Origin of the sequence: Streptococcus sp. WB01_FAA12 (assembly GCF_012843315.1) — a bacterium.
GTDB lineage: Bacteria > Bacillota > Bacilli > Lactobacillales > Streptococcaceae > Streptococcus.
This window is the reverse complement of the sequence record NZ_JABAEX010000006.1, coordinates 13,062-32,368: the sequence shown is the minus strand read 5'-3', so window position 1 is coordinate 32,368 and position 19,307 is coordinate 13,062. Positions and strand designations below refer to the sequence as shown.

The 19,307-nt window shown below is 41.2% G+C and carries 19 protein-coding genes; 2 read left to right on the top strand and 17 right to left on the bottom strand.

Going from position 1 to position 19,307, the window contains the following annotated elements:
* Nucleotides 1–61: 61 nt before the first annotated feature.
* The 12 genes from HF881_RS07440 to HF881_RS07385 form a co-directional block, all read right to left on the bottom strand.
* Nucleotides 62–916, bottom strand: a complete 855-nt coding sequence (locus tag HF881_RS07440; protein ID WP_000694539.1) for a MetQ/NlpA family ABC transporter substrate-binding protein — start codon at nt 914–916, stop codon at nt 62–64.
* 154 nt (nt 917–1,070) lie between these two features.
* Complete coding sequence (locus tag HF881_RS07435) at nt 1,071–1,916, bottom strand: transporter substrate-binding domain-containing protein (protein WP_125398529.1); 846 nt, start codon at nt 1,914–1,916, stop codon at nt 1,071–1,073.
* Between the two features lie 102 nt (nt 1,917–2,018).
* On the bottom strand, nt 2,019–2,342 hold the full coding sequence (locus HF881_RS07430; protein WP_000253912.1) for an AzlD domain-containing protein: 324 nt from the start codon (nt 2,340–2,342) through the stop codon (nt 2,019–2,021).
* Nucleotides 2,332–3,027, bottom strand: coding sequence for an AzlC family ABC transporter permease (locus HF881_RS07425; protein ID WP_206283181.1), 696 nt, complete (start codon nt 3,025–3,027; stop codon nt 2,332–2,334). The genes HF881_RS07430 and HF881_RS07425 overlap by 11 nt, the downstream gene beginning before the upstream one ends.
* Before the next feature lie 143 nt (nt 3,028–3,170).
* A complete protein-coding gene (locus HF881_RS07420; protein WP_169446986.1) occupies nt 3,171–3,776 on the bottom strand; it encodes a hypothetical protein in 606 nt (201 codons plus the stop codon).
* A 184-nt stretch (nt 3,777–3,960) separates the two neighbouring features.
* Nucleotides 3,961–5,187, bottom strand: a complete 1,227-nt coding sequence (locus tag HF881_RS07415; RefSeq protein ID WP_169446985.1) for an MFS transporter — start codon at nt 5,185–5,187, stop codon at nt 3,961–3,963.
* Nucleotides 5,184–7,118: a protein kinase family protein gene (locus HF881_RS07410; protein ID WP_169446983.1), complete on the bottom strand. Its 1,935-nt coding sequence runs from the start codon at nt 7,116–7,118 to the stop codon at nt 5,184–5,186. Before HF881_RS07410 ends, HF881_RS07415 begins: the two co-directional genes overlap by 4 nt.
* A 680-nt stretch (nt 7,119–7,798) precedes the next feature.
* Nucleotides 7,799–8,662 carry an XRE/MutR family transcriptional regulator gene (locus HF881_RS07405; RefSeq protein ID WP_169446981.1) on the bottom strand — a complete coding sequence of 288 codons (864 nt, stop codon included), beginning with the start codon at nt 8,660–8,662 and terminating at the stop codon, nt 7,799–7,801.
* A gap of 103 nt (nt 8,663–8,765) precedes the next feature.
* Entirely contained in the window at nt 8,766–9,776 is a 1,011-nt protein-coding gene (gene tsaD / locus HF881_RS07400) for a tRNA (adenosine(37)-N6)-threonylcarbamoyltransferase complex transferase subunit TsaD (protein WP_125399516.1), read from the bottom strand.
* Entirely contained in the window at nt 9,766–10,203 is a 438-nt protein-coding gene (gene rimI, locus HF881_RS07395) for a ribosomal protein S18-alanine N-acetyltransferase (RefSeq protein ID WP_169446979.1), read from the bottom strand. Before rimI ends, tsaD begins: the two co-directional genes overlap by 11 nt.
* Nucleotides 10,200–10,883 (bottom strand): tRNA (adenosine(37)-N6)-threonylcarbamoyltransferase complex dimerization subunit type 1 TsaB, encoded by a 684-nt coding sequence (tsaB, locus tag HF881_RS07390; protein ID WP_169446977.1) that lies wholly within the window; start codon nt 10,881–10,883, stop codon nt 10,200–10,202. Before tsaB ends, rimI begins: the two co-directional genes overlap by 4 nt.
* Before the next feature lie 348 nt (nt 10,884–11,231).
* A complete protein-coding gene (locus tag HF881_RS07385; RefSeq protein WP_000492021.1) occupies nt 11,232–11,447 on the bottom strand; it encodes a hypothetical protein in 216 nt (71 codons plus the stop codon).
* Nucleotides 11,448–11,737: 290 nt separating this feature from the next.
* Between HF881_RS07385 and HF881_RS07380 the strand changes: the two genes are divergently transcribed.
* Both HF881_RS07380 and HF881_RS07375 read left to right on the top strand, forming a co-directional pair.
* Nucleotides 11,738–11,971, top strand: coding sequence for a DNA-dependent RNA polymerase subunit epsilon (locus tag HF881_RS07380; protein ID WP_000639571.1), 234 nt, complete (start codon nt 11,738–11,740; stop codon nt 11,969–11,971).
* A gap of 1 nt (nt 11,972) precedes the next feature.
* Nucleotides 11,973–13,655 (top strand): ribonuclease J, encoded by a 1,683-nt coding sequence (locus HF881_RS07375; protein ID WP_000331971.1) that lies wholly within the window; start codon nt 11,973–11,975, stop codon nt 13,653–13,655.
* Nucleotides 13,656–13,691: 36 nt separating this feature from the next.
* On the opposite strand, the gene mnmG is transcribed toward HF881_RS07375, so the two are convergent.
* The 5 genes from mnmG to argH all read right to left on the bottom strand — a co-directional run bounded on the left by mnmG (nt 13,692) and on the right by argH (nt 19,305).
* Nucleotides 13,692–15,605: a tRNA uridine-5-carboxymethylaminomethyl(34) synthesis enzyme MnmG gene (mnmG, locus tag HF881_RS07370; protein WP_169446975.1), complete on the bottom strand. Its 1,914-nt coding sequence runs from the start codon at nt 15,603–15,605 to the stop codon at nt 13,692–13,694.
* On the bottom strand, nt 15,595–16,026 hold the full coding sequence (locus HF881_RS07365; RefSeq protein ID WP_169446973.1) for an NUDIX hydrolase: 432 nt from the start codon (nt 16,024–16,026) through the stop codon (nt 15,595–15,597). The genes mnmG and HF881_RS07365 overlap by 11 nt, the downstream gene beginning before the upstream one ends.
* Before the next feature lie 8 nt (nt 16,027–16,034).
* A complete protein-coding gene (locus tag HF881_RS07360) occupies nt 16,035–16,490 on the bottom strand; it encodes an NUDIX hydrolase (protein ID WP_169446971.1) in 456 nt (151 codons plus the stop codon).
* Nucleotides 16,491–16,630: 140 nt separating this feature from the next.
* Nucleotides 16,631–17,752 (bottom strand): tRNA 2-thiouridine(34) synthase MnmA, encoded by a 1,122-nt coding sequence (mnmA, locus tag HF881_RS07355; protein ID WP_001282938.1) that lies wholly within the window; start codon nt 17,750–17,752, stop codon nt 16,631–16,633.
* Nucleotides 17,753–17,913: 161 nt separating this feature from the next.
* Entirely contained in the window at nt 17,914–19,305 is a 1,392-nt protein-coding gene (argH, locus tag HF881_RS07350; protein WP_169446969.1) for an argininosuccinate lyase, read from the bottom strand.
* Nucleotides 19,306–19,307 lie beyond the last annotated feature (2 nt).

Sequence of the window (19,307 nt, the reverse complement as noted above, 5' to 3'; positions counted from 1 at the left end):
ACAATCCATGCTCTAGACAAAAGTAAGAGGTGGAAACTCTCTCCCACCTCCCTGTGTCTTATTACCAAACTGGTTGGTCCAAACCGTCTGATGTTTCTTCGATAACTTTTTTCACTTCATCAGTGTGGTAAGCTGCGATAATTTTCTTGATGGCATCAGCCTTAGGTGATGATTCCCAATCTTTTTTCGCAACGATGATGTTGTACCATTGTTTTGAGTTTTCATCAGCTTGTTCTTTGAAGAGTGCTTTTTTGTAGTCCAATTTTGCTTCTGTAACGAAGGTATTGTTTACAACGGCAGCGTCAACTGATGACAATGAACGAGCTGTTTGGCTAGCGTCCAATTCAGTAATCTTCAAGTTCTTTGGATTTTCTTTGATGTTTGCGATAGTAGCAAGTTCAGTTCCAGAAACATCCAATTTGATCAAACCAGCTGATTGAAGCAAGTAAAGCGCACGGCTTTCGTTTGTTGCATCGTTTGGTACAGCGATTTCACCGTTATCTGGGATTTCTTCCACTTTAGTGTACTTGTTTTCTTCTCCATTTTTACCTGAGTAAAGGCGGATTGGTGAGATGTAGGTATCTGCAATCGCTACAAGGTCTTTCCCGTTTTCTTTGTTCCAGTTGTTCAAGAAGTTGTAGTGTTGGAAAGCGTTCAAGTCTACTTCGCCATCAGCAGTTGCCTTGTTTGGTTGAGAGTAGTCAGTGAACTCTGTGAATTCCAATTTAATACCATCTTTTTTAACCAATTCTTGGATTTTATCCCAACGTTTTTCTTCAGAACCGCTACGGTTAACTGTTGCTATTTTAACAACTGTTTCATTGTCCGCTTTCTTTTCTGAATTTCCGCAAGCTGCAAGAGTCAAACCTGCGACTGTAGCAAGAGCTGCTACACCGAGCCATTTTTTAATTTTCATGATTCTTTCTCCTTTAAAAATAATACCGTAATAGTATCTCATACTTTATTTGATTTAGCAAATTGTTATTAGATAGGCAGACATATAGTTTGAAACTATATACCCAAAAATTGAGAAACCATCCGCCTTTCTCAGACTGGATGATTTCATACGACTATTTAATATCAGCTTCTGCTGGGAGGTAAGTGTCCCCGAAGAACTGTTTAGACAATTTTTCAAGAGTTCCATCTTTGTAGAGTTCTTGGATACGTTTGTCCACAAATGATTTCAACTCATCTTGACCTTTAGCAAGAAGTGGGTATACGTAAGGTTGTTGGTCGCTTGGAAGCTCAATCACTTTCAAGTTGTCCAAACCTTGATTTTTGATAACTGTCTCCACACCAATTTTATCAAAAATCTTGTAGTCAAACTGACCATCGCTCAAACGAGACATGATTTGCTGGAAATCAGCCTTGGTGTAGTTAAGAACCGTTGGGTTGTCTGCGTGTTGTTTGTTATAGTCTTCCAGTTGTTTAGCTGTTGTTGTTCCTTGAACGACTTCAGTAGATTTTCCACCAATATCATCGAGAGACTTAATACTGTTATCGTCTTTCTTTACAACGAGAACGTTAGGATTTTTAGCAGTTGGAGCTGCATAAAGGTATTTTTCAGCACGTTCTTTGGTATAGCTGATATTGTTCACAGCCATTTGGTAGCGATCAGCGTCAAGGCCCGCAAAGACACCTGACCACTCTGTCTTTTCAAACTTGACATCGTATTTGTCAGAGTCTTTAAAGATAGCACGAACTACTTCAATCTCATAACCAGTCAACTCACCGTTGTCTTCATAGTTAAATGGTTTTGGTGAAGCGTTGGTCGCTACAACAATTTCTTTCTTACCAGGTGTTGCTGCTTCGCTAGATGCGCTATCTTTCTTATCTCCACCTGAGCAAGCTGCTAGCACACCTGCGGCAACGAGCCCTAAGGCAGCAAGAGATGAATATTTGACGATTTTTTTCATGTCATTTCCTCCAAAATAGAATACTGTACTATCTTAACAGAAAAAAATTTTTTTCGCCATTATATGATACCTATCTCGGTGATAGATTTTTCTTATGGCTGATTAAAAGACCAGACGCAAGACGGCAATCAAGACTACCCCAAAAAGAACCGTACCCACTAGATTGCGGTAGCGAAAGGCTACCCAAGCCGTTGGAAAGACTGCTAAAAAGTCTAGCCATTTGATTTGAGGAAGGCTTCCAACCTTACCTGTCACTACGCTTGAAAGGATCAAGGCAAAGATAATAGAAACAGGCAAAAACTTCAAAAATCGCTCTACGATAGCTGGCAAACCCTTGTACTTAACCAAGATGAAAGGAATCATACGGGGAATCCAAGTCACCAATCCAGAAAAGACGATTGCCATTAAAATATACTTACTGACCATCTAAGACCACCCCCATGGTACAACCTAGCAAGGTCGCAAATAGAACAGCTAGCGACTGAGACACCACTGTCAAGAGGAAAAAGAAAGACACCGCAACAACAGCTAGAATCATCAGTAGATTGCGAACAGGAATTCGTCTTTGCATAATCTGAAATTGCGAAGTAAAAATCCCAATAAACATCCCCACGAGGGCAAAGTCTAAACCAAAGACCTCAGGATTTGGAAGAAGGCCACCTAAAGCAGTTCCCACCACTGTTCCAATAAACCAGGCTACATAACTGTTGAGATTGTTCCCATGCATCCACATGGGATGGACCTTGTCTGTATGTACTAGTTCTCCCATCAAAACCCCATAAGTCTCATCTGTCAGGAGACTGGACATGCCGATATTTTGCCAGAGACTGGTGTGACGGAAATAAGTCGACGCATGCAAGCTCAGCAAAAAGAGGCGCAAATTGATCAAAAAGACCGTCATAGCAATAGCTGCCACAGGCGCTTGTACCGCAATCAGTGCCAACATGGCAAACTGGGCACTCCCAGCATAAACAAAGAGACTCATTAGGCCCATCTCAACAGGTGTCACATGGGGAGCGCCGATAATCCCGCAAGCTAGACCGATACTAACATAGCCAAGGGCAGTCGGCATGGCGGCCTGAAAACCTTCCCAAAATCCTTTTTCTTTCATCTCTCTCCTCATATTATCTTCAATTGAGGCTGTTCATGGTCACAGCCACAGCAAGGAATATTATAACACATTCAAAGAAGAGAAAAAAGTTTAGAGTTTGAAACTTAGAGCTAGTAAAAAATGCTGAAATCCCATGAGTGTTATTAATGCATCCTAAACTGATCCACCCGAATAGTATACTTTTTATCTTCAATTTCTTTAGCATCTTCATCTTCTGTCGGATAAACATCGATCCAAAATTCTCTCCTTTGTCCTTTCAACTTGACTTTATAGCGATAGCCGTCATCGTATAGTCCTACCGTCTCGGTAGTTACAGATTGAAAATTCGGAAGAGCTTCAATTTCTTTTTTTATAGTATGGGATAGATTGTTGAGCACTACATATTGCTCCCCTTTTGAAGCTACAGGAATATGAGCTGTCGCTTCTTCCAAGCGATGCGATTTTGAAAATGTGAATCTTGCTCGACCTGTATAACCATTCAAAGCAATATTTTCGTAATCATAGAAAAGGCGGCCTGTTTTATAGAAATAAGGGTCTTCTGCACGCCAAGTATCTCGATAGGCCATCTCTGTTTCCTCCACTACCTCGCTAGCCTCTCCAAACACTTCTTCAAAGGATTTAAGGGACATATTGAATGAAAGGGATTCAAACAAAACCAGTTGTGTCTTTTTAACATTCTGGCAAGCTGATAAAAGCATAAGTAAAGCTCCAAGAGCAAGCAAACTACTGATTATTTTTGTAAATTTCATATTTCTACTATACAAAAAAACTCTAGAATTGACAAACTTTGATAGAATCGGATTCCGTGATTGATTTTAAAAATGCTTCTTTTTACTTAAAATTGAGCAAGAGTCAGTAACAAACCGTCATAATAAGAAAAAGACTGGGGAGCCAGCCTTATCGTATGAACAAAAGTTAAATCAGAAATCCCTACTAAATGCTCTCACGAATATTCAAGAGCATGACAAATGCGGTTAGGAGTAATAGCAATAGAATAAAGCTGACCGCTAGGGTTCCAAAACTTGTAGCAATCGTTACGAAAACGATTGTGAATAGACTTGGTAAAACAACCGTAATAGCACCAATAGAGGATTGAACCGCTCCCATTGACTCCTCAGGTATTTGTTTAAAGACGAGTTCTTGCAATCTAGGAGAGAGTATACCTGCGATAAAGGCATCCAAGGAGCTGAAAAGCAGAATCAAGCCAAAATGAACTGTGGCAAATCCTACTAAAAGGAATAACTGGATGACAACTGAGGCATATAGAGCTATTTTTATAGAAATCGTATTTTTCAGATAGCCACTTACAAGACTTCCGACAATAAGTGCTGACAATTCTAGTGTTGATAACAAAGCGAGTGATTGACCAGTTTGTAAATCCAAAAACGGTTGGTTTCTTAAAAAAAGAGTTGAAATAGGAACAGTGACATTGATCACAGCTTGGCTGATAGAGACGATAAATAAAATGAAGATCACTCTATCCATATTCCAGATCAATTTCGATGATTGGAACAAATGCTGGCAAAACGATTTTACGGAAAGGCCTTCTTGATAGCTAATTGTTTTTTCAACTTTCAAAAGATCATTTTTTATGAAAAGAATACCTACAAATGCTATCAGAAACGTAAGAGCGTTTAGCAAGGAAATGAACTGAATGGAAAGAATTCCTAGTAAAATCCCTCCTAGAATATTACTGATTGTCCGAACTAAACTAGCTGTTGATTGTTTAAAGCCAATGGCTTCTGTCAGATGTTCTTTCCCAATGATTCTTATAAAAATAGGAGTTAGCATGGCTCCTGAAAAGTAACTCAATGTATCCGACAAGAGGTTCATCAAACAAATAAAGAATACGAGCCATAAGGAAAAGGACTGCCCTGAAAGCGAAAGTGCCACTATAGAATAAAGTACAAATTTGACAAAACTAATAACCGTGTACTTTAGGACACGATGATGTTGAAAATCCGCCAAAACTCCCATAAAGATTTGCAGAACTTGAGGAACAGTCTCTGAAATCGTAATGAGTAAAATCGCCAAGGGGGCAAACGAAGCATCTGCCACATAATTCAAAAAAGCAAGATAAAAAATTGTATCCCCAACCGTTGAAATCCACTGGTTGATGGTTAATTGCCTAAAATCTCTATTTTGAAGAAATACTTTCATACTAATTCACCATCCCCCAGTTCCATGTACTTAGATAACACATAAAGGTACTCCTGTTTATCTACTTTAGAATGCTTCACATAACATTTTACTGTATTTAACAACTCCCCTGCAGCGTCTTTATATTTTCTTACTCTAAAATAAGAATACAATTCCAACAATGTATCAACTATCCCTAGCATACCATTCCATAGATCTGCATATTGAGCAAATTCTGTAATTAATCCTTCAGACAGTTCTTTGATTAGGTCTATATACTTTTTAAAATCTATAAAAATCAAGGCACGAATAAATCCTGCTGTCCCATTATTTAGATAAGGTGAAGCTAAATTTGATTCTATCGGGACCATCCTACCATTATCTGTCATAATTAATTTTTCAATGATGATATTAATTCCATAGTCAATAACATCGCAATCAAAATTATGTTTTTTCATCAAAATAAGCAAGCCAGACAATCCATCTAATCCCAAATTTTTCTCTCTATGCATCAAATGCTGTAGTAATCGATGATTATTTTTGGCATTCTCATATCGTTGAAAATTAACTAGTTTCTTATTAATAATCTCAGTAATACTAAAAGACCTTTCTGGTGAATCAGTTAGAAACTCATCTAAACTATGCTGGGATTCAATTTGATAAACATAAATTTCATTTAAATCTTTAAGAATATTAGATGCAGTTGCATCCTTAGAAAATAGTTTTTCTATAATACTTATAAAATTTGTTTTTAAACCAAATTCTTCCAATAAAGAATTTAAAATTTGAGATGATTGTGATAAATCGTTCATTGATTTTACATGCAATCTAGCCAGTAAAAATAGTAGTAAATTCCCAACTTTATGGCAATCAGATACTTTTCCATCTATAGAGTTCCACTCTTTTAGGCTAATTACACTATACAAGCCAATAGCTGGTTTATTACCATACTCATAACTATTTTCTAAATCTACAAAGTAAAGTTTATCCTCGGATTTTATAAAATTTCCAGGATGTATATCATTTAAAATAATATTCCTACTATGAAGATATTCAACCAATTTTAACAATTCCTTGGTAATTAATACAAAACTTTTAAATTTCCTAGCGTTTAACTCCTTATTAGACCTATGATAACTAACAATAGAATATGGTTTTGTAGATTTTAATAAATCACTACCATCTATAAACTCATAAATATAATATTGGTTAATCCACTCTGTGACGGTTTCGTGCACAGCTGGAACGCAGTCTAGTAATTTTCTTGAAATTTCATATTCATTTTTTCTAAGAGTTTGATTCTCTACCCGTCCAAAAGAAATAATATGAGGTCGACACTCCTTTAAAATATATTTTTTCCCTCCTGTCACTGAGTCTACTTGATAGACATTTCCTCCATTTGACTGTGATAGTACGGTTTTTAATCTATAATTTCTTGCTAAATATGAATCCTTTGTAAACGTATTCTCTTGAATATCTTGAATCCACTCTGGTAAGTTAAAATATGGTTTTTGGTAGTCTTGCCACTTTTCTCCATTTGGCCCTAGTAAAGTCGGAATACCTTTTTCTAAATACTCCAAATCTTCTCTAAAGAAGCCATATCTGTAAAAAATTGTATTGGAATCTTTATAAGCACGATCGCTTAGAATATAAATTCCCTCCATATTTTTAGGAATAGTTTGGTAAAGAAGCTCTAAGATATTACGAAAAGCATAATCATTTTCAGGATAAATCGTAAAGTATTTCCCCGAATTAGCAGGAGATTCTCTAACAGAGAAATTATAGGCCACATCTTCTTCCCGATATATATACTTATAAGATATCTTTCTATCATCTAACAACGGAGAAAGAAGATTATAGATATCCTTGTAATTATTAAGAGTTGCTGATATGTGAATTTTATAACCATAAATAGGCAGACTTTCTTCATCTACAATTTTATATTTATACATCTTTCTCTCCTGTTGTTATAATGACTTTTTCTTTAACAATTACCTGAATTGGTATCTCCTATATTGAAATTCAAAAAACATTATAAGTCTAAAAATAAACTTATTAATTGAGGATCTTTTACAATACTGTACAAAAGAAAGTAATTGTTACGTCTTCAGACTGGTTGAATCTTTCTGATTCACATGATAATTCATGTACAAACGCTGTCATATTCTTCTCCTTTTCTATTTTATATTTCAATCCTGTAAGTAATTAAGCTACTCTATTTTTGTATAAAAATACATTTACCAAGTGGTATGGTATCAATTGAATTTTCAATTACAACACTACGCACTTGAAATTTTTGTACTGCGAACTAAGTTCAAGGTAGAACTGTAAATTCCATAGAATGACAACCTAACAAGAGCAAAATTCTATTTGTAAACCACTTCTACGACCTAGGATTTGCTTCAAATGATTTACAAGGATAGTATAACACGGAAATTGGCTTGTTTTAAAAAATCGCATATTTGATATTTTTTCTTATAGAAATTTCACATTTGCGATTTTTGTAAATTTGACTCTTTCCTTGATATAATGAAGGTAGTACTAACAAGGAGGAATATAATGATGAAGAAAAGAAAAATTCAACTAATGCTTCTACTCATTTCAGAGTGGGTTATTATCATTCCATTTCTAACTAATCGATAAGTTCTTTGTATTGCTGGAAGCGTAATTCAAAAAGGGCTGTTAATTGGGGATTTTCTAATACTTGCAGAGATTGGATAAAGTTTTCAATCTCTTTTTGATTGCTTCCTTTGGTTTGAAGGAAAATGCTCAATTTCTTTAAAAACTGCAATGATACTTTCTCGAAAACATCATATGGTCGGAGCATGCTCCCCAACTCGGCTTCAAAGATTGGGATATAGGAAAAAAGTTTGCGCTCCATGAGCTCTGAGATGATATTAAGATAACCACTTTTCATATACAATCGATTGTGTACTAACTCTTTAAATTCCTTGGATTTTTCCAGTAAAGAGGTAGATAAAAAGATCAAATCTTGATTGCTCAAGAAGGGCATGGTATTGCAAAAAACATAAAGTTCAAACCAGGTCCAAGATTCAATAGCATAGAGGTAAGTAGTCAAAAACTCGCTATCCTCCTCTTCTAGCAGATAGTTTTTATCCAAGGAATGAATGGCATCTTTGATCACAATAGCATTTAAACGACGATAGGTATGTGCCATCTGTTCTTGCTCGACTTCCTCTAATAGTTTCTCTAAGCCAGCTATATCTTGATGGGCAAAACGATTTACAACCTTTCGACCGATTCGCATATGTGGGGATTCCTGGTAATTATTAAGCTTGTGTCCAAACTCATCGAAGGTCACATTTATCCCTTGGATAGCTAGTATCAGTTTATCCGCAGACAGCATAGACTGCCCTAGTTCAAACTTAGATAGCTGGGATGCTGTTAGACCCTCACAAGCCACATCTGACTGCTTGAGTTTTCTAGCCAATCGCAATTCCTTGTAAAATTCCCCTAATTCCATTCTCTCAATCATCTGACCACCTCCTAATTTTTACATATTATATCATCATTTTTACGGTTGTGTCAAAATATTCTGACATTTTTCGGAGTTAAAAAGCCAGCTCAAAGCTGACTCTTTATTCCACCGTATCAAAGGCGAGACTTGGTTTGGCATTGAGATCCAAGCCTGCAAAGTTTTCTTTATTCCACTCGCTTACGCTGGCATATGCAATCATACCTGCATTGTCTCCGCAGAGGCGCAGGGGTGGGATAATTACCTTGACATCTGTGATTTCAGCTGCTAGGCGTTCTCTGAGGCCTTTATTAGCTGCCACGCCACCTGCCACGACTAGGGTTTTAACAGGGTATTTTTCTAAGGCCTTCTTGGTTTTGGCCATAAGAATATCCATGACTGCTGCTTGGAAGGAAGCAGACAAGTCTTCCTTGGACAAGCTCTCTCCCTTTTGCTCGGCATTGTGGTGAAGATTGATAAAGGCAGACTTCAAACCTGAAAACGAAAACTCCAGATTGTCTTCCTTGATCATGGCACGAGGGAAATCATACACATCCTGCCCTTTATGAGCTAGCTCGTCAATCTCACGACCGGCTGGATAGGTCAAGCCCATGACGCGGCCGACCTTGTCATAGGCCTCCCCAACCGCATCGTCTCGTGTCTCTCCAACAATCTTGTAATCGCCAGCCTCTGACACATAGACCAACTCGGTGTGTCCTCCGCTGACCAAGAGTGCCAACAAAGGAAACTCCAAAGGCTCCACACTCTGAGCTGCCATGAGGTGACCAGCCATGTGATTCACAGGGATAAGCGGAAGTCCATGAGCCCAAGCAAAGGCCTTAGCAGCTGATAAACCAACCAGTAAGGCTCCAACCAATCCTGGTCCGTAGGTGACCGCAACAGCTGTTACATCCTCTTCTCTAATCCCTGCTTCTGCTAGCGCCTCCTCGATGCAGGCTGTAATAACCTCGACATGGTGACGACTGGCCACTTCTGGCACTACGCCCCCAAAACGTTTGTGACTCTCAATTTGACTCGCAATGACATTGGACAAGAGCTCATCGTCGTTTTTCAAGACAGCGACACTGGTCTCATCACAGGATGTCTCAAATGCTAAAATATATCTATCCTTCATCTACTTCTCTCTTCATGATGATGGCGTCCTCGACTGGGTCATGGTAATAGGCCTTTCGCTCAGCGATGATCGCCATCTTTTCTTTCTTGTAAAATGCTTGCGCTCGATGATTTGACTTTCTGACTTCGAGGAAAATCTCCTTGTCTACTGGTAATGTTACAAACAAGGCTGATGCAATTCCCTGACCCTGATAGGCTCCCTTGACAGCGATTTGCAGGACTTCTGCCTCAAAGAGATTCTCCTGAACGGCTAAAAAACCAATCACTTCTGTCCCATCATAAGCCAGAGCATACCAAGTCTGGTCTTGGGACAGGTCTGCTTGGATTTGTTCCAGCGTCCAAGGGCTAACTGAGTAAACATCCACCATGACAGCGTAAATGGCTTGAGCCAGGTCAGGTTGCTGTTGAATTCGTTTGATTTCAATCATAGGCGTTTAATGTAAGATTCGCCAGACTCGGTGTGATTCTTAAGCCAATTTTCCTCAGCCTCAACTCGTTTGAGGTAATTTGGCACAAAGTCGTGCAAGGAGGCTGCTTCCTTATCCCAGGCCCAAAGAGCTAGATTAGCTGCATTTGGCAAGGTTTCTTGGTAGCTAGCTTGTGGTAGTTGTTCTTGGATTTGTCCCACAAAGGCTCCAACTTCTCCGACAAAGGTTACCTGTTCAGCATCCTTGACCTGCTCTAGCACTTCCGCAAAAGACAAGTGCGCTTCTGGCAAGACAGACTGAGCATTTTCATAAAACCCTGCATAAACATTGTTGCGACGCGCATCCATCAAAGGAACCACCAAGCCTTCTTGTTGGCGTGGCACCAGAGCCAAGAGGCTAGACATACCAACTAACTCAATGTTCAGGGTATGAGCCAAGGTCTTAGCAGTTGCTACCGCAATTCGCAAGCCTGTGTAGCTACCTGGCCCTTCAGCTACCACGATTCGATCCAAATCTTTGGGCGTCAGGTCCAGACTCGACATCAAAAAATCGATGGCTGGCATGAGGGTAATACTGTGATTTTTCTTGATATTGATTATGGTCTCGGCAAGGACCTGCTTATCCTCCAAAATGGCTAGAGAAAGAGCCTTGCTAGACGTATCAAAAGCTAATACTTTCATAACACATTCCTATCTTTTTGTCTGTTTACTATTATACTACAAAAGCCAACGCATGGGAATTTTCTTTCTTCCCAAACAAAAAGCCCTGCCACTTAGACAAAGAGGAAAGCACAAAAATTTTAAAAAAGTTGTAGATTTTTCTATCTTTTCCGAATAGAAAAGTAATCAAGGCAATTGAAAGGTCCTTCATAGGAAGTTTAGATAAGTCATATATGCTTCAACTCGGTTTTCGATGCGAGAAATCATCATCGTAACAATAAAGAGCTCATCTAAAAATAGAAAAATCCGCCCCTTCTATCAAGACGGGGTGAACTTTTCGTATCTGTTTATTTAGACGAATAATTAAGTTTAAGCATTTAAACCAAAATGAAAAACGAGCCAGACAACATAGGTGACAAGGAGCAGAAATATAGAGTAGAGTGTTACAAAGGTCAGCTTCCAAAGGAATTTTGTTTTTCGGTGCTCTAGATATGTAAAAATAAGATTTCCTCCATAAACACAAGCTACAAAGACTACAAACATCAAGAGGCGAACCCCAATCGCAAATTCAAACAAACTAAACATCCTTAATCCTCCTTGTTTTAAAAGCTATAGGGAATGTTCCCATCCATAAACTTCCCTCTCTCCTTCCATTATAACACCTTATAGCTATCCGACCAAGCCCTACCTGTCTTTTTGCTCCTTCTTCCCCTACCGACTTTCTCCATTTCCGTCTTTTACTAATTTTTCATTTTGTGGTATAATTGAAATAATTGTAACGAATCAAGGTCAATCTAGACACAAAATGGAATGAAATCAAGCAAATCTCTGCTAAAAGTTTGGAATAAGCTGACCTGTAAATAGAAAGGAACTATATGATTTACAAAGTTTTTTATCAAGAAACAAAAGAACGTAGCCCACGTCGTGAAACAACACGCGCACTTTACCTAGACATCGATGCCAACTCAGAACTTGAGGGCCGTATCGCTGCTCGCCAACTTGTCGAAGAAAACCGCCCAGAGTACAACATCGAGTATATCGAACTCTTGTCTGACAAATTGCTAGATTACGAAAAAGAAACTGGCGCTTTCGAAATCACGGAGTTCTAATATGGCCTACACTCTTAAACCTGAAGAAGTCGGCGTTTTTGCCATCGGTGGTCTGGGAGAAATCGGGAAAAATACATATGGAATTGAATACCAAGACGAGATTATCATCGTCGATGCTGGGATTAAATTCCCAGAAGATGACTTGCTCGGTATCGACTACGTTATCCCCGACTACTCTTACATCGTGGACAATATCGACCGCGTCAAGGCTGTCTTGATCACACACGGACACGAGGACCACATCGGTGGGATTCCCTTCCTGCTCAAGCAAGCGAATGTCCCTATCTACGCTGGACCGCTTGCCTTGGCTTTGATCCGTGGAAAACTCGAAGAACACGGCCTCTTGCGAAACGCCAAACTTTACGAAATCAACCACAACACTGAGTTGACCTTTAAAAATCTCAAGGCAACTTTCTTTAGAACAACCCACTCTATTCCAGAGCCTTTGGGGATTGTCATTCATACTCCTCAAGGTAAAATTGTTTGTACGGGTGACTTTAAGTTTGACTTTACTCCAGTTGGAGAACCTGCAGACTTGCACCGGATGGCTGCCCTTGGGGAGGAAGGTGTGCTCTGTCTCCTCTCTGACTCGACAAATGCAGAAGTGCCAACCTTTACCAACTCTGAAAAAGTCGTTGGTCAGTCTATCATGAAGATCATTCAAGGTATTGAAGGACGCATCATCTTTGCATCCTTTGCCTCAAATATCTTCCGTCTCCAGCAAGCAACGGATGCCGCTGTTAAGACTGGACGTAAGATTGCGGTCTTTGGACGTTCCATGGAAAAAGCCATTGTCAACGGAATCGAACTTGGCTACATCAAAGCTCCTAAGGGAACCTTTATCGAACCAAATGAAATCAAAGACTATCCTGCAGGCGAGGTCCTTATCCTCTGTACAGGTAGTCAGGGTGAGCCTATGGCAGCCCTCTCTCGTATCGCTAACGGAACTCACCGTCAGGTGCAACTCCAACCCGGTGATACCGTTATCTTCTCTTCTAGCCCAATCCCTGGAAACACCACTAGCGTCAACAAGCTGATTAACATCATTTCTGAAGCTGGTGTCGAAGTTATCCACGGTAAAATCAACAACATCCACACCTCTGGACACGGTGGTCAGCAAGAGCAAAAACTCATGCTCCGCTTGATCAAGCCAAAATACTTCATGCCTGTCCACGGTGAATACCGCATGCAGAAAGTCCACGCTGGACTAGCAGTGGATACTGGTGTTGAAAAGGACAATATCTTTATCATGAGCAATGGTGATGTCCTTGCCCTTACTGCTAATTCTGCTCGTATCGCAGGTCACTTCAATGCCCAAGACATCTATGTCGATGGAAATCGTATCGGTGAAATCGGTGCGGCTGTCCTCAAAGACCGTCGTGATCTATCTGAAGATGGTGTCGTTCTAGCAGTCGCTACTGTTGACTTCAAGTCTAAAATGATCTTGTCTGGCCCAGATATCCTCAGCCGAGGCTTTGTCTACATGCGAGAGTCTGGAGACTTGATTCGCCAAAGCCAGCGCATCCTCTTCAATGCTATTCGTATCGCACTGAAGAACAAAGATGCTAGCGTACAATCTGTCAATGGCGCCATTGTCAACGCCATTCGTCCTTTCCTCTATGAAAATACGGAACGTGAACCGATTATCATCCCGATGATCCTCACACCAGACGAAGAAGAATAAATCAACAAAACAGCTCCGTCTTCGGAGCTGTTTTTTCTATGCTTTCTTTTCTTGATTTTTAGAAATACTACGATTTTTACCTTCAAGATAGACCATCAAAATAGAAATATCTGCAGGGTTTACTCCCGAAATACGGCTGGCTTGGCCGATGGTTTCTGGATTGATGAGTTTGAACTTCTGGCGGGCTTCGGTTGCGATAGAATCAATGTCATCCCAGTCAATGTTAGCTGGAATACGTTTTTCTTCCATGCGTTTCATCTTGGCAACCTGATCCATGGCTTTGGAAATATAGCCTTCGTACTTGATTTCTGTTTCAATCAATTCGATAATCTTGTCATCTAAGTCCTCAGCAGCTGGTCCGATGAAGGCCACCACATCTTGGTAAGAAACTTCTGGCCGACGGAGAAATTCTTTGGCTGTCACTGCATCTGTCAATGGCTTGAAGCCCATCTCCTCAACCTTAGCATTGGTTTCCTTGACTGGCTTGAGTTTGATGCTATCTAGTCGCTTCATCTCATTGTCAAATTGATTTTTCTTGATTTCAAAACGAGCCCAGCGTTCATCATCTACAAGACCAATCTCGCGTCCCATCTCTGTCAAACGCATATCCGCATTGTCATGACGAAGAATGAGACGGTATTCAGCTCGACTGGTCAAGAGACGGTAGGGTTCAACGGTTCCCTTGGTCACCAAGTCGTCAATCATGACCCCAATATAACCGTCGCTTCGTTTCAAAATCAACTCTGGCTTGCCTTGGATTTTCAGAGCCGCATTGATACCCGCGATAATCCCTTGACCAGCAGCTTCTTCGTAACCTGACGTTCCATTTGTCTGACCAGCTGTGAAGAGGCCTGATATTTTCTTGGTTTCCAGAGTCGCACGCAACTGGTGAGGCAAGACCATGTCGTACTCAATGGCATAACCAGTTCGCATCATTTCAGCATTTTCCAGACCTTTAATGGAATGAACCAGCTCACGTTGGACATCCTCAGGCAGACTGGTTGAAAGTCCCTGAACATAGACTTCCTCAGTGTCACGCCCTTCGGGTTCTAGAAAGAGTTGGTGGCGTTCCTTGTCCGCAAAGCGCACAATCTTGTCCTCAATTGATGGACAGTAACGAGGTCCCACTCCCTTGACCACACCTGTAAACATAGGCGCACGGTGGAGGTTGTTTTGGATAATCTCATGACTGGTACCATTGGTATAGGTCAACCAACATGGTACCTGATCTTTGACATAGTCCTCATCACGTGAAGTGTATGAGAAGTGATTAGGCACTTCGTCCCCTGGCTGAATCTCTGTCACATCATAATTGATAGAGGAAGCCTTGACACGTGGAGGCGTTCCTGTCTTGAAACGACCGATTTCGAGTCCAAGATCCTTAAGATTATCAGCTAGGTTAATCGAAGCTAGGCTGTGGTTTGGTCCTGATGAGTACTTGAGGTCTCCGATGATAATTTCTCCACGGAGAGCAGTTCCTGTGGTCACGATAACAGCCTTGGCAGCATACTCTTGATGGGTCGCCGTACGCACACCGACAACCTTGCCATCTTCCACCAAAATCTCATCAATCATGGTTTGACGGAGGGTGAGATTCTCTTGATTTTCAACTGTCTTGCGCATTTCCTTAGAGTAAAGCTCCTTGTCAGCCTGCGCACGAAGAGCTCGAACTGCTGGACCTTTGCCAGTGTTGAGCATCTTCATCTGGATGTAGGTCTTGTCAATGGTTTTGGCCATCTCGCCACCGAGGGCATCGACTTCACGCACGACAATCCCCTTGGCAGAACCACCGATAGAAGGGTTACAAGGCATGAAAGCCAGCATTTCAATGTTGATGGTCGCGAGCAGAACCTTACAACCCATACGGCTGGCAGCCAAGGAAGCCTCGACCCCAGCGTGTCCCGCACCGATTACAATAATATCGTATTCTTCTGTAAAATTATAAGTCATTTCTTAACCTTTCAAAAATTTCTCGCAAATAAGGAACTAACTTCTCCTCCTCTAGAGCTTGAGCCATAGTAACCCATTTAAAGTGTGTATGCTCTTCAGGATCTAATCTGATAATTGGCTTCTCCCCAACCCACTCTGCTTTATAAACTAAGCGAGTAAAGACCGTATCCTTAGAGGTATCCAGTTGACTATCTTCGTGAAGAAGTTTGAGCGAACTGCTATCTAGCCTAACTCCCGCTTCTTCAACACATTCTCTAAGAGCACCATCTCGCGGAAGTTCACCCTTTTCAACCCCGCCACCAGGAATATCCCAGTAAGTTGGATAAACGTTGGGTTCTCCTCTTTTAATTTCCGAACGCTGAATGAGCAAATAATCACCGCCACTATAAACAAGTACATGGGCAATAAGCTTAACCATCATTTTCTCTCCTATTCCTCAAGATGGATGTGTCTTAGTTGGCCGTCCCAATCTGGTAGAGCTGTTTTCAAAAAAGCTGGAACGAGCTGGATATTCTGGAGCTGATCCAAGTCAATCCACTCACAAGGCTGCGTTTTCTCATCTTCCTGCATGGTCAATGGAGCATCTTCAAGCAAGTTCACCAGATAATGAAACTCGATGTTGTGATAGGAAACACCGCCCTGTTCAAAACGATTTTCAACCACGAAAGCTAGCTGCCCAGCTTGAGCTTTGACACCCAGTTCTTCCCTCACTTCACGGACTACCGCGTCTTCCGTGCTTTCATTGACTCGAATCGCACCACCAATAGTGTAATATTTGCCCTTGTCTTTGGTGACTAGGATCTTGCCATTTTGGAGAATCAAGGCTGTCGCCCGAACACCAAAAACTGTTTTTCCAACTTTTGTCCGAAAGTCTTGCTGAGTCATTCTTATCCTTTCCCTTAAACGACACAAAAACAGTCAAAACTCCAAAGAAGTGCAGGACAAAAAAGCCTGCAACATCCATGAGCTTTGACCATCATTTCTATTGCTTTTATTATTGTAGCAAATTGAGAAAATTTGTCAATCTAAATGTACTGACAAACTTGTCCATCGCGGTAGGCATTGTCAATCAAACCGCCACCTAGACACTCTTCGCCATCGTAAAAAACAACCGCCTGTCCTGGTGTGATCGCGCGCTGCGGTTCCGCAAAGATGACTTCTGCCTTGTCTCCTTTGACATGTACTGTCACCTTAGAATCAGGCTGACGGTAGCGGAATTTAGCCGTACATTCTAGCGTAAATTCCTCTGGCATGTCACGAGTAAAGTGAACTTGACTGGCTTCTAGGCTTGTTGACATGAGCGAGTCATGATAGAAACCTTGGCCGACATAGAGGATATTCTTGCTGAGATCTTTTCCGACAACGAACCAAGGAGCATTGTCACCGCCATGTTGGCCACCGATACCAAGTCCGCCACGCTGACCGATTGTATAGTACATCAGACCTGCATGCTCACCCATATCGCGACCATCCACAGTCATCATGCGACCAGGCTGAGCTGGCAGGTAATTACTGAGAAAGTTTTTAAAGTTCTTTTCTCCGATAAAGCAAATCCCTGTCGAATCTTTCTTCTTAGCAGTCGCAAGTCCTGCTTCTTCTGCTAGTTTTCGCACCTCAGGCTTTTCCAAATGCCCCAACGGAAACATGGTTTTTTGGAGTTGTTCTTGCGACAGTTGGCTGAGGAAATAGGTCTGGTCCTTGCCATTGTCCACGCCACGAAGCATGTGAACGATGCCGTCCTCATCACGCGCCACTCGAGCATAATGCCCAGTCGCTACATAGTCTGCCCCCAAGGTCATAGCATAGTCCAAAAAGGCCTTGAACTTGATTTCCTTATTGCACATAACATCTGGATTTGGCGTGCGCCCTGCACGGTATTCTGCTAGGAAATACTCAAAAACGCGGTCCCAATACTCTTTTTCAAAATTGACAGAGTAGTAAGGAATGCCAATCTGGTCTGCCACCGCAGCCACATCCTTGTAATCTTCGGTCGCCGTACAGACGCCGTTTTCATCTGTGTCGTCCCAGTTCTTCATGAAGATACCGATCACATCGTAGCCCTGCTCCTTGAGCAAGAGAGCCGTCACCGACGAATCAACACCACCACTCATCCCCACAACAACACGTGTTTTAGAGTTATCACTCATGGTAAGTCTCCCATCTATTCGTTTATTCACGATTGAAGGTCGTGTGTGCTTCAACGATTGAAGGTCGCTTGAGCAGTATTCATTATAACACGCTTGGTTGGAGAAGACAAGAAAGAGGCTGATAAATCATCTCAGCCGCTCTTTCTTACTTTGCAAATGAATCAATTTTCCCCTTTAAGTTCTTTCTTCGCTTGTTCTATCTGGTATTTCACTTGCTCAAAGCCGGTTCCTCCTAAGGAATTCCGTCTCTGAACAGCGGTTTCTGGGCGCAAGTAGATATAAATATCCTCTTCAATCAAGGGATGGTAGACTTGCAACTCCTTCAAATCCCAATCTTGGATATTTTTATCATGCTTGATAGAGTCTAGAACCAATTTCCCTACTATTTCATGCGCTTCTCTAAAGGGGAGGCCTTTTTCTGCCAAATAATCTGCCAGTTCGGTCGCATTCGAAAAATCATTCTCTGTGGATTGCTGCATTTTGGCCTTATTAACCTGCATGCTCGATAGCATACCTGCCAACACATCTAGAGAATTTAAAATCGTTTCTACTGTATCAAACATGCCTTCCTTGTCCTCTTGCAAATCCTTATTATAGGCCAGAGGCAACGACTTCGTGACGGTCAATAGTCCAAGCAAGTTCCCGTAAACTCGTCCTGTCTTCCCTCGAATCAATTCGGCCATATCAGGATTTTTCTTCTGGGGCATGATAGATGAACCCGTTGAAAAGCTATCAGACAAGCTAATGTACTGATACTCAAAACTGCACCAATTGATGATTTCCTCACAAAAACGACTCATATGCATCATCAAAATGCTGGCATTTGACAGAAATTCTAAGATAAAATCACGGTCACTCACGGCATCCAAGGAATTGGTATAGGGTTGTTGGAAACCCAGTAAATCACTCGATAATTGACGATTGATTGGAAAAGTTGTCCCCGCCAAGGCAGCCGCACCCAGTGGAGATAGGTCCGTATGTTTCAAGTTAAATGCGAATCGCTCGCTGTCCCTTTGAAACATATTGTAATAAGCCATGAGATGGTGGGCAAAACTAATCGGTTGGGCGTGCTGTAAATGGGTATAGCCTGGCATGATGGTTTCCACATGTTTTTCAGCTAAATCCAGCAAAACACTGTTCAGGTTCGCCAACTTATCCAAGACATGTCCAAGCTGCTCCTTTAGATATAAGTGCATATCCGTTGCGACTTGGTCATTCCGAGAACGAGCCGTGTGCAATTTCCCAGCCAGAGGACCGATTTTCTCTGTCAGCAACACTTCCATATTCATATGAATATCTTCATTTGCAATATCAAAATGAAGCTCTCCCGCCTCTAAATCTCGCAACAAATCTTTCAGACCATCTTGGATCTGCTCTGCCTCTTCCAAGCTCAAAATGCCAGTCTGTCCTAGCATTTGAACATGAGCTAGGGAACCCATCAAATCAAATTTTGCCAGCTGGTGGTCAAAGGAAATACTCGCACCGAACTGTTCTACCCACTCTTCCACAGTGCCTTCAAATCGACCACCCCATAATTTTGTATTTTTCGACATAT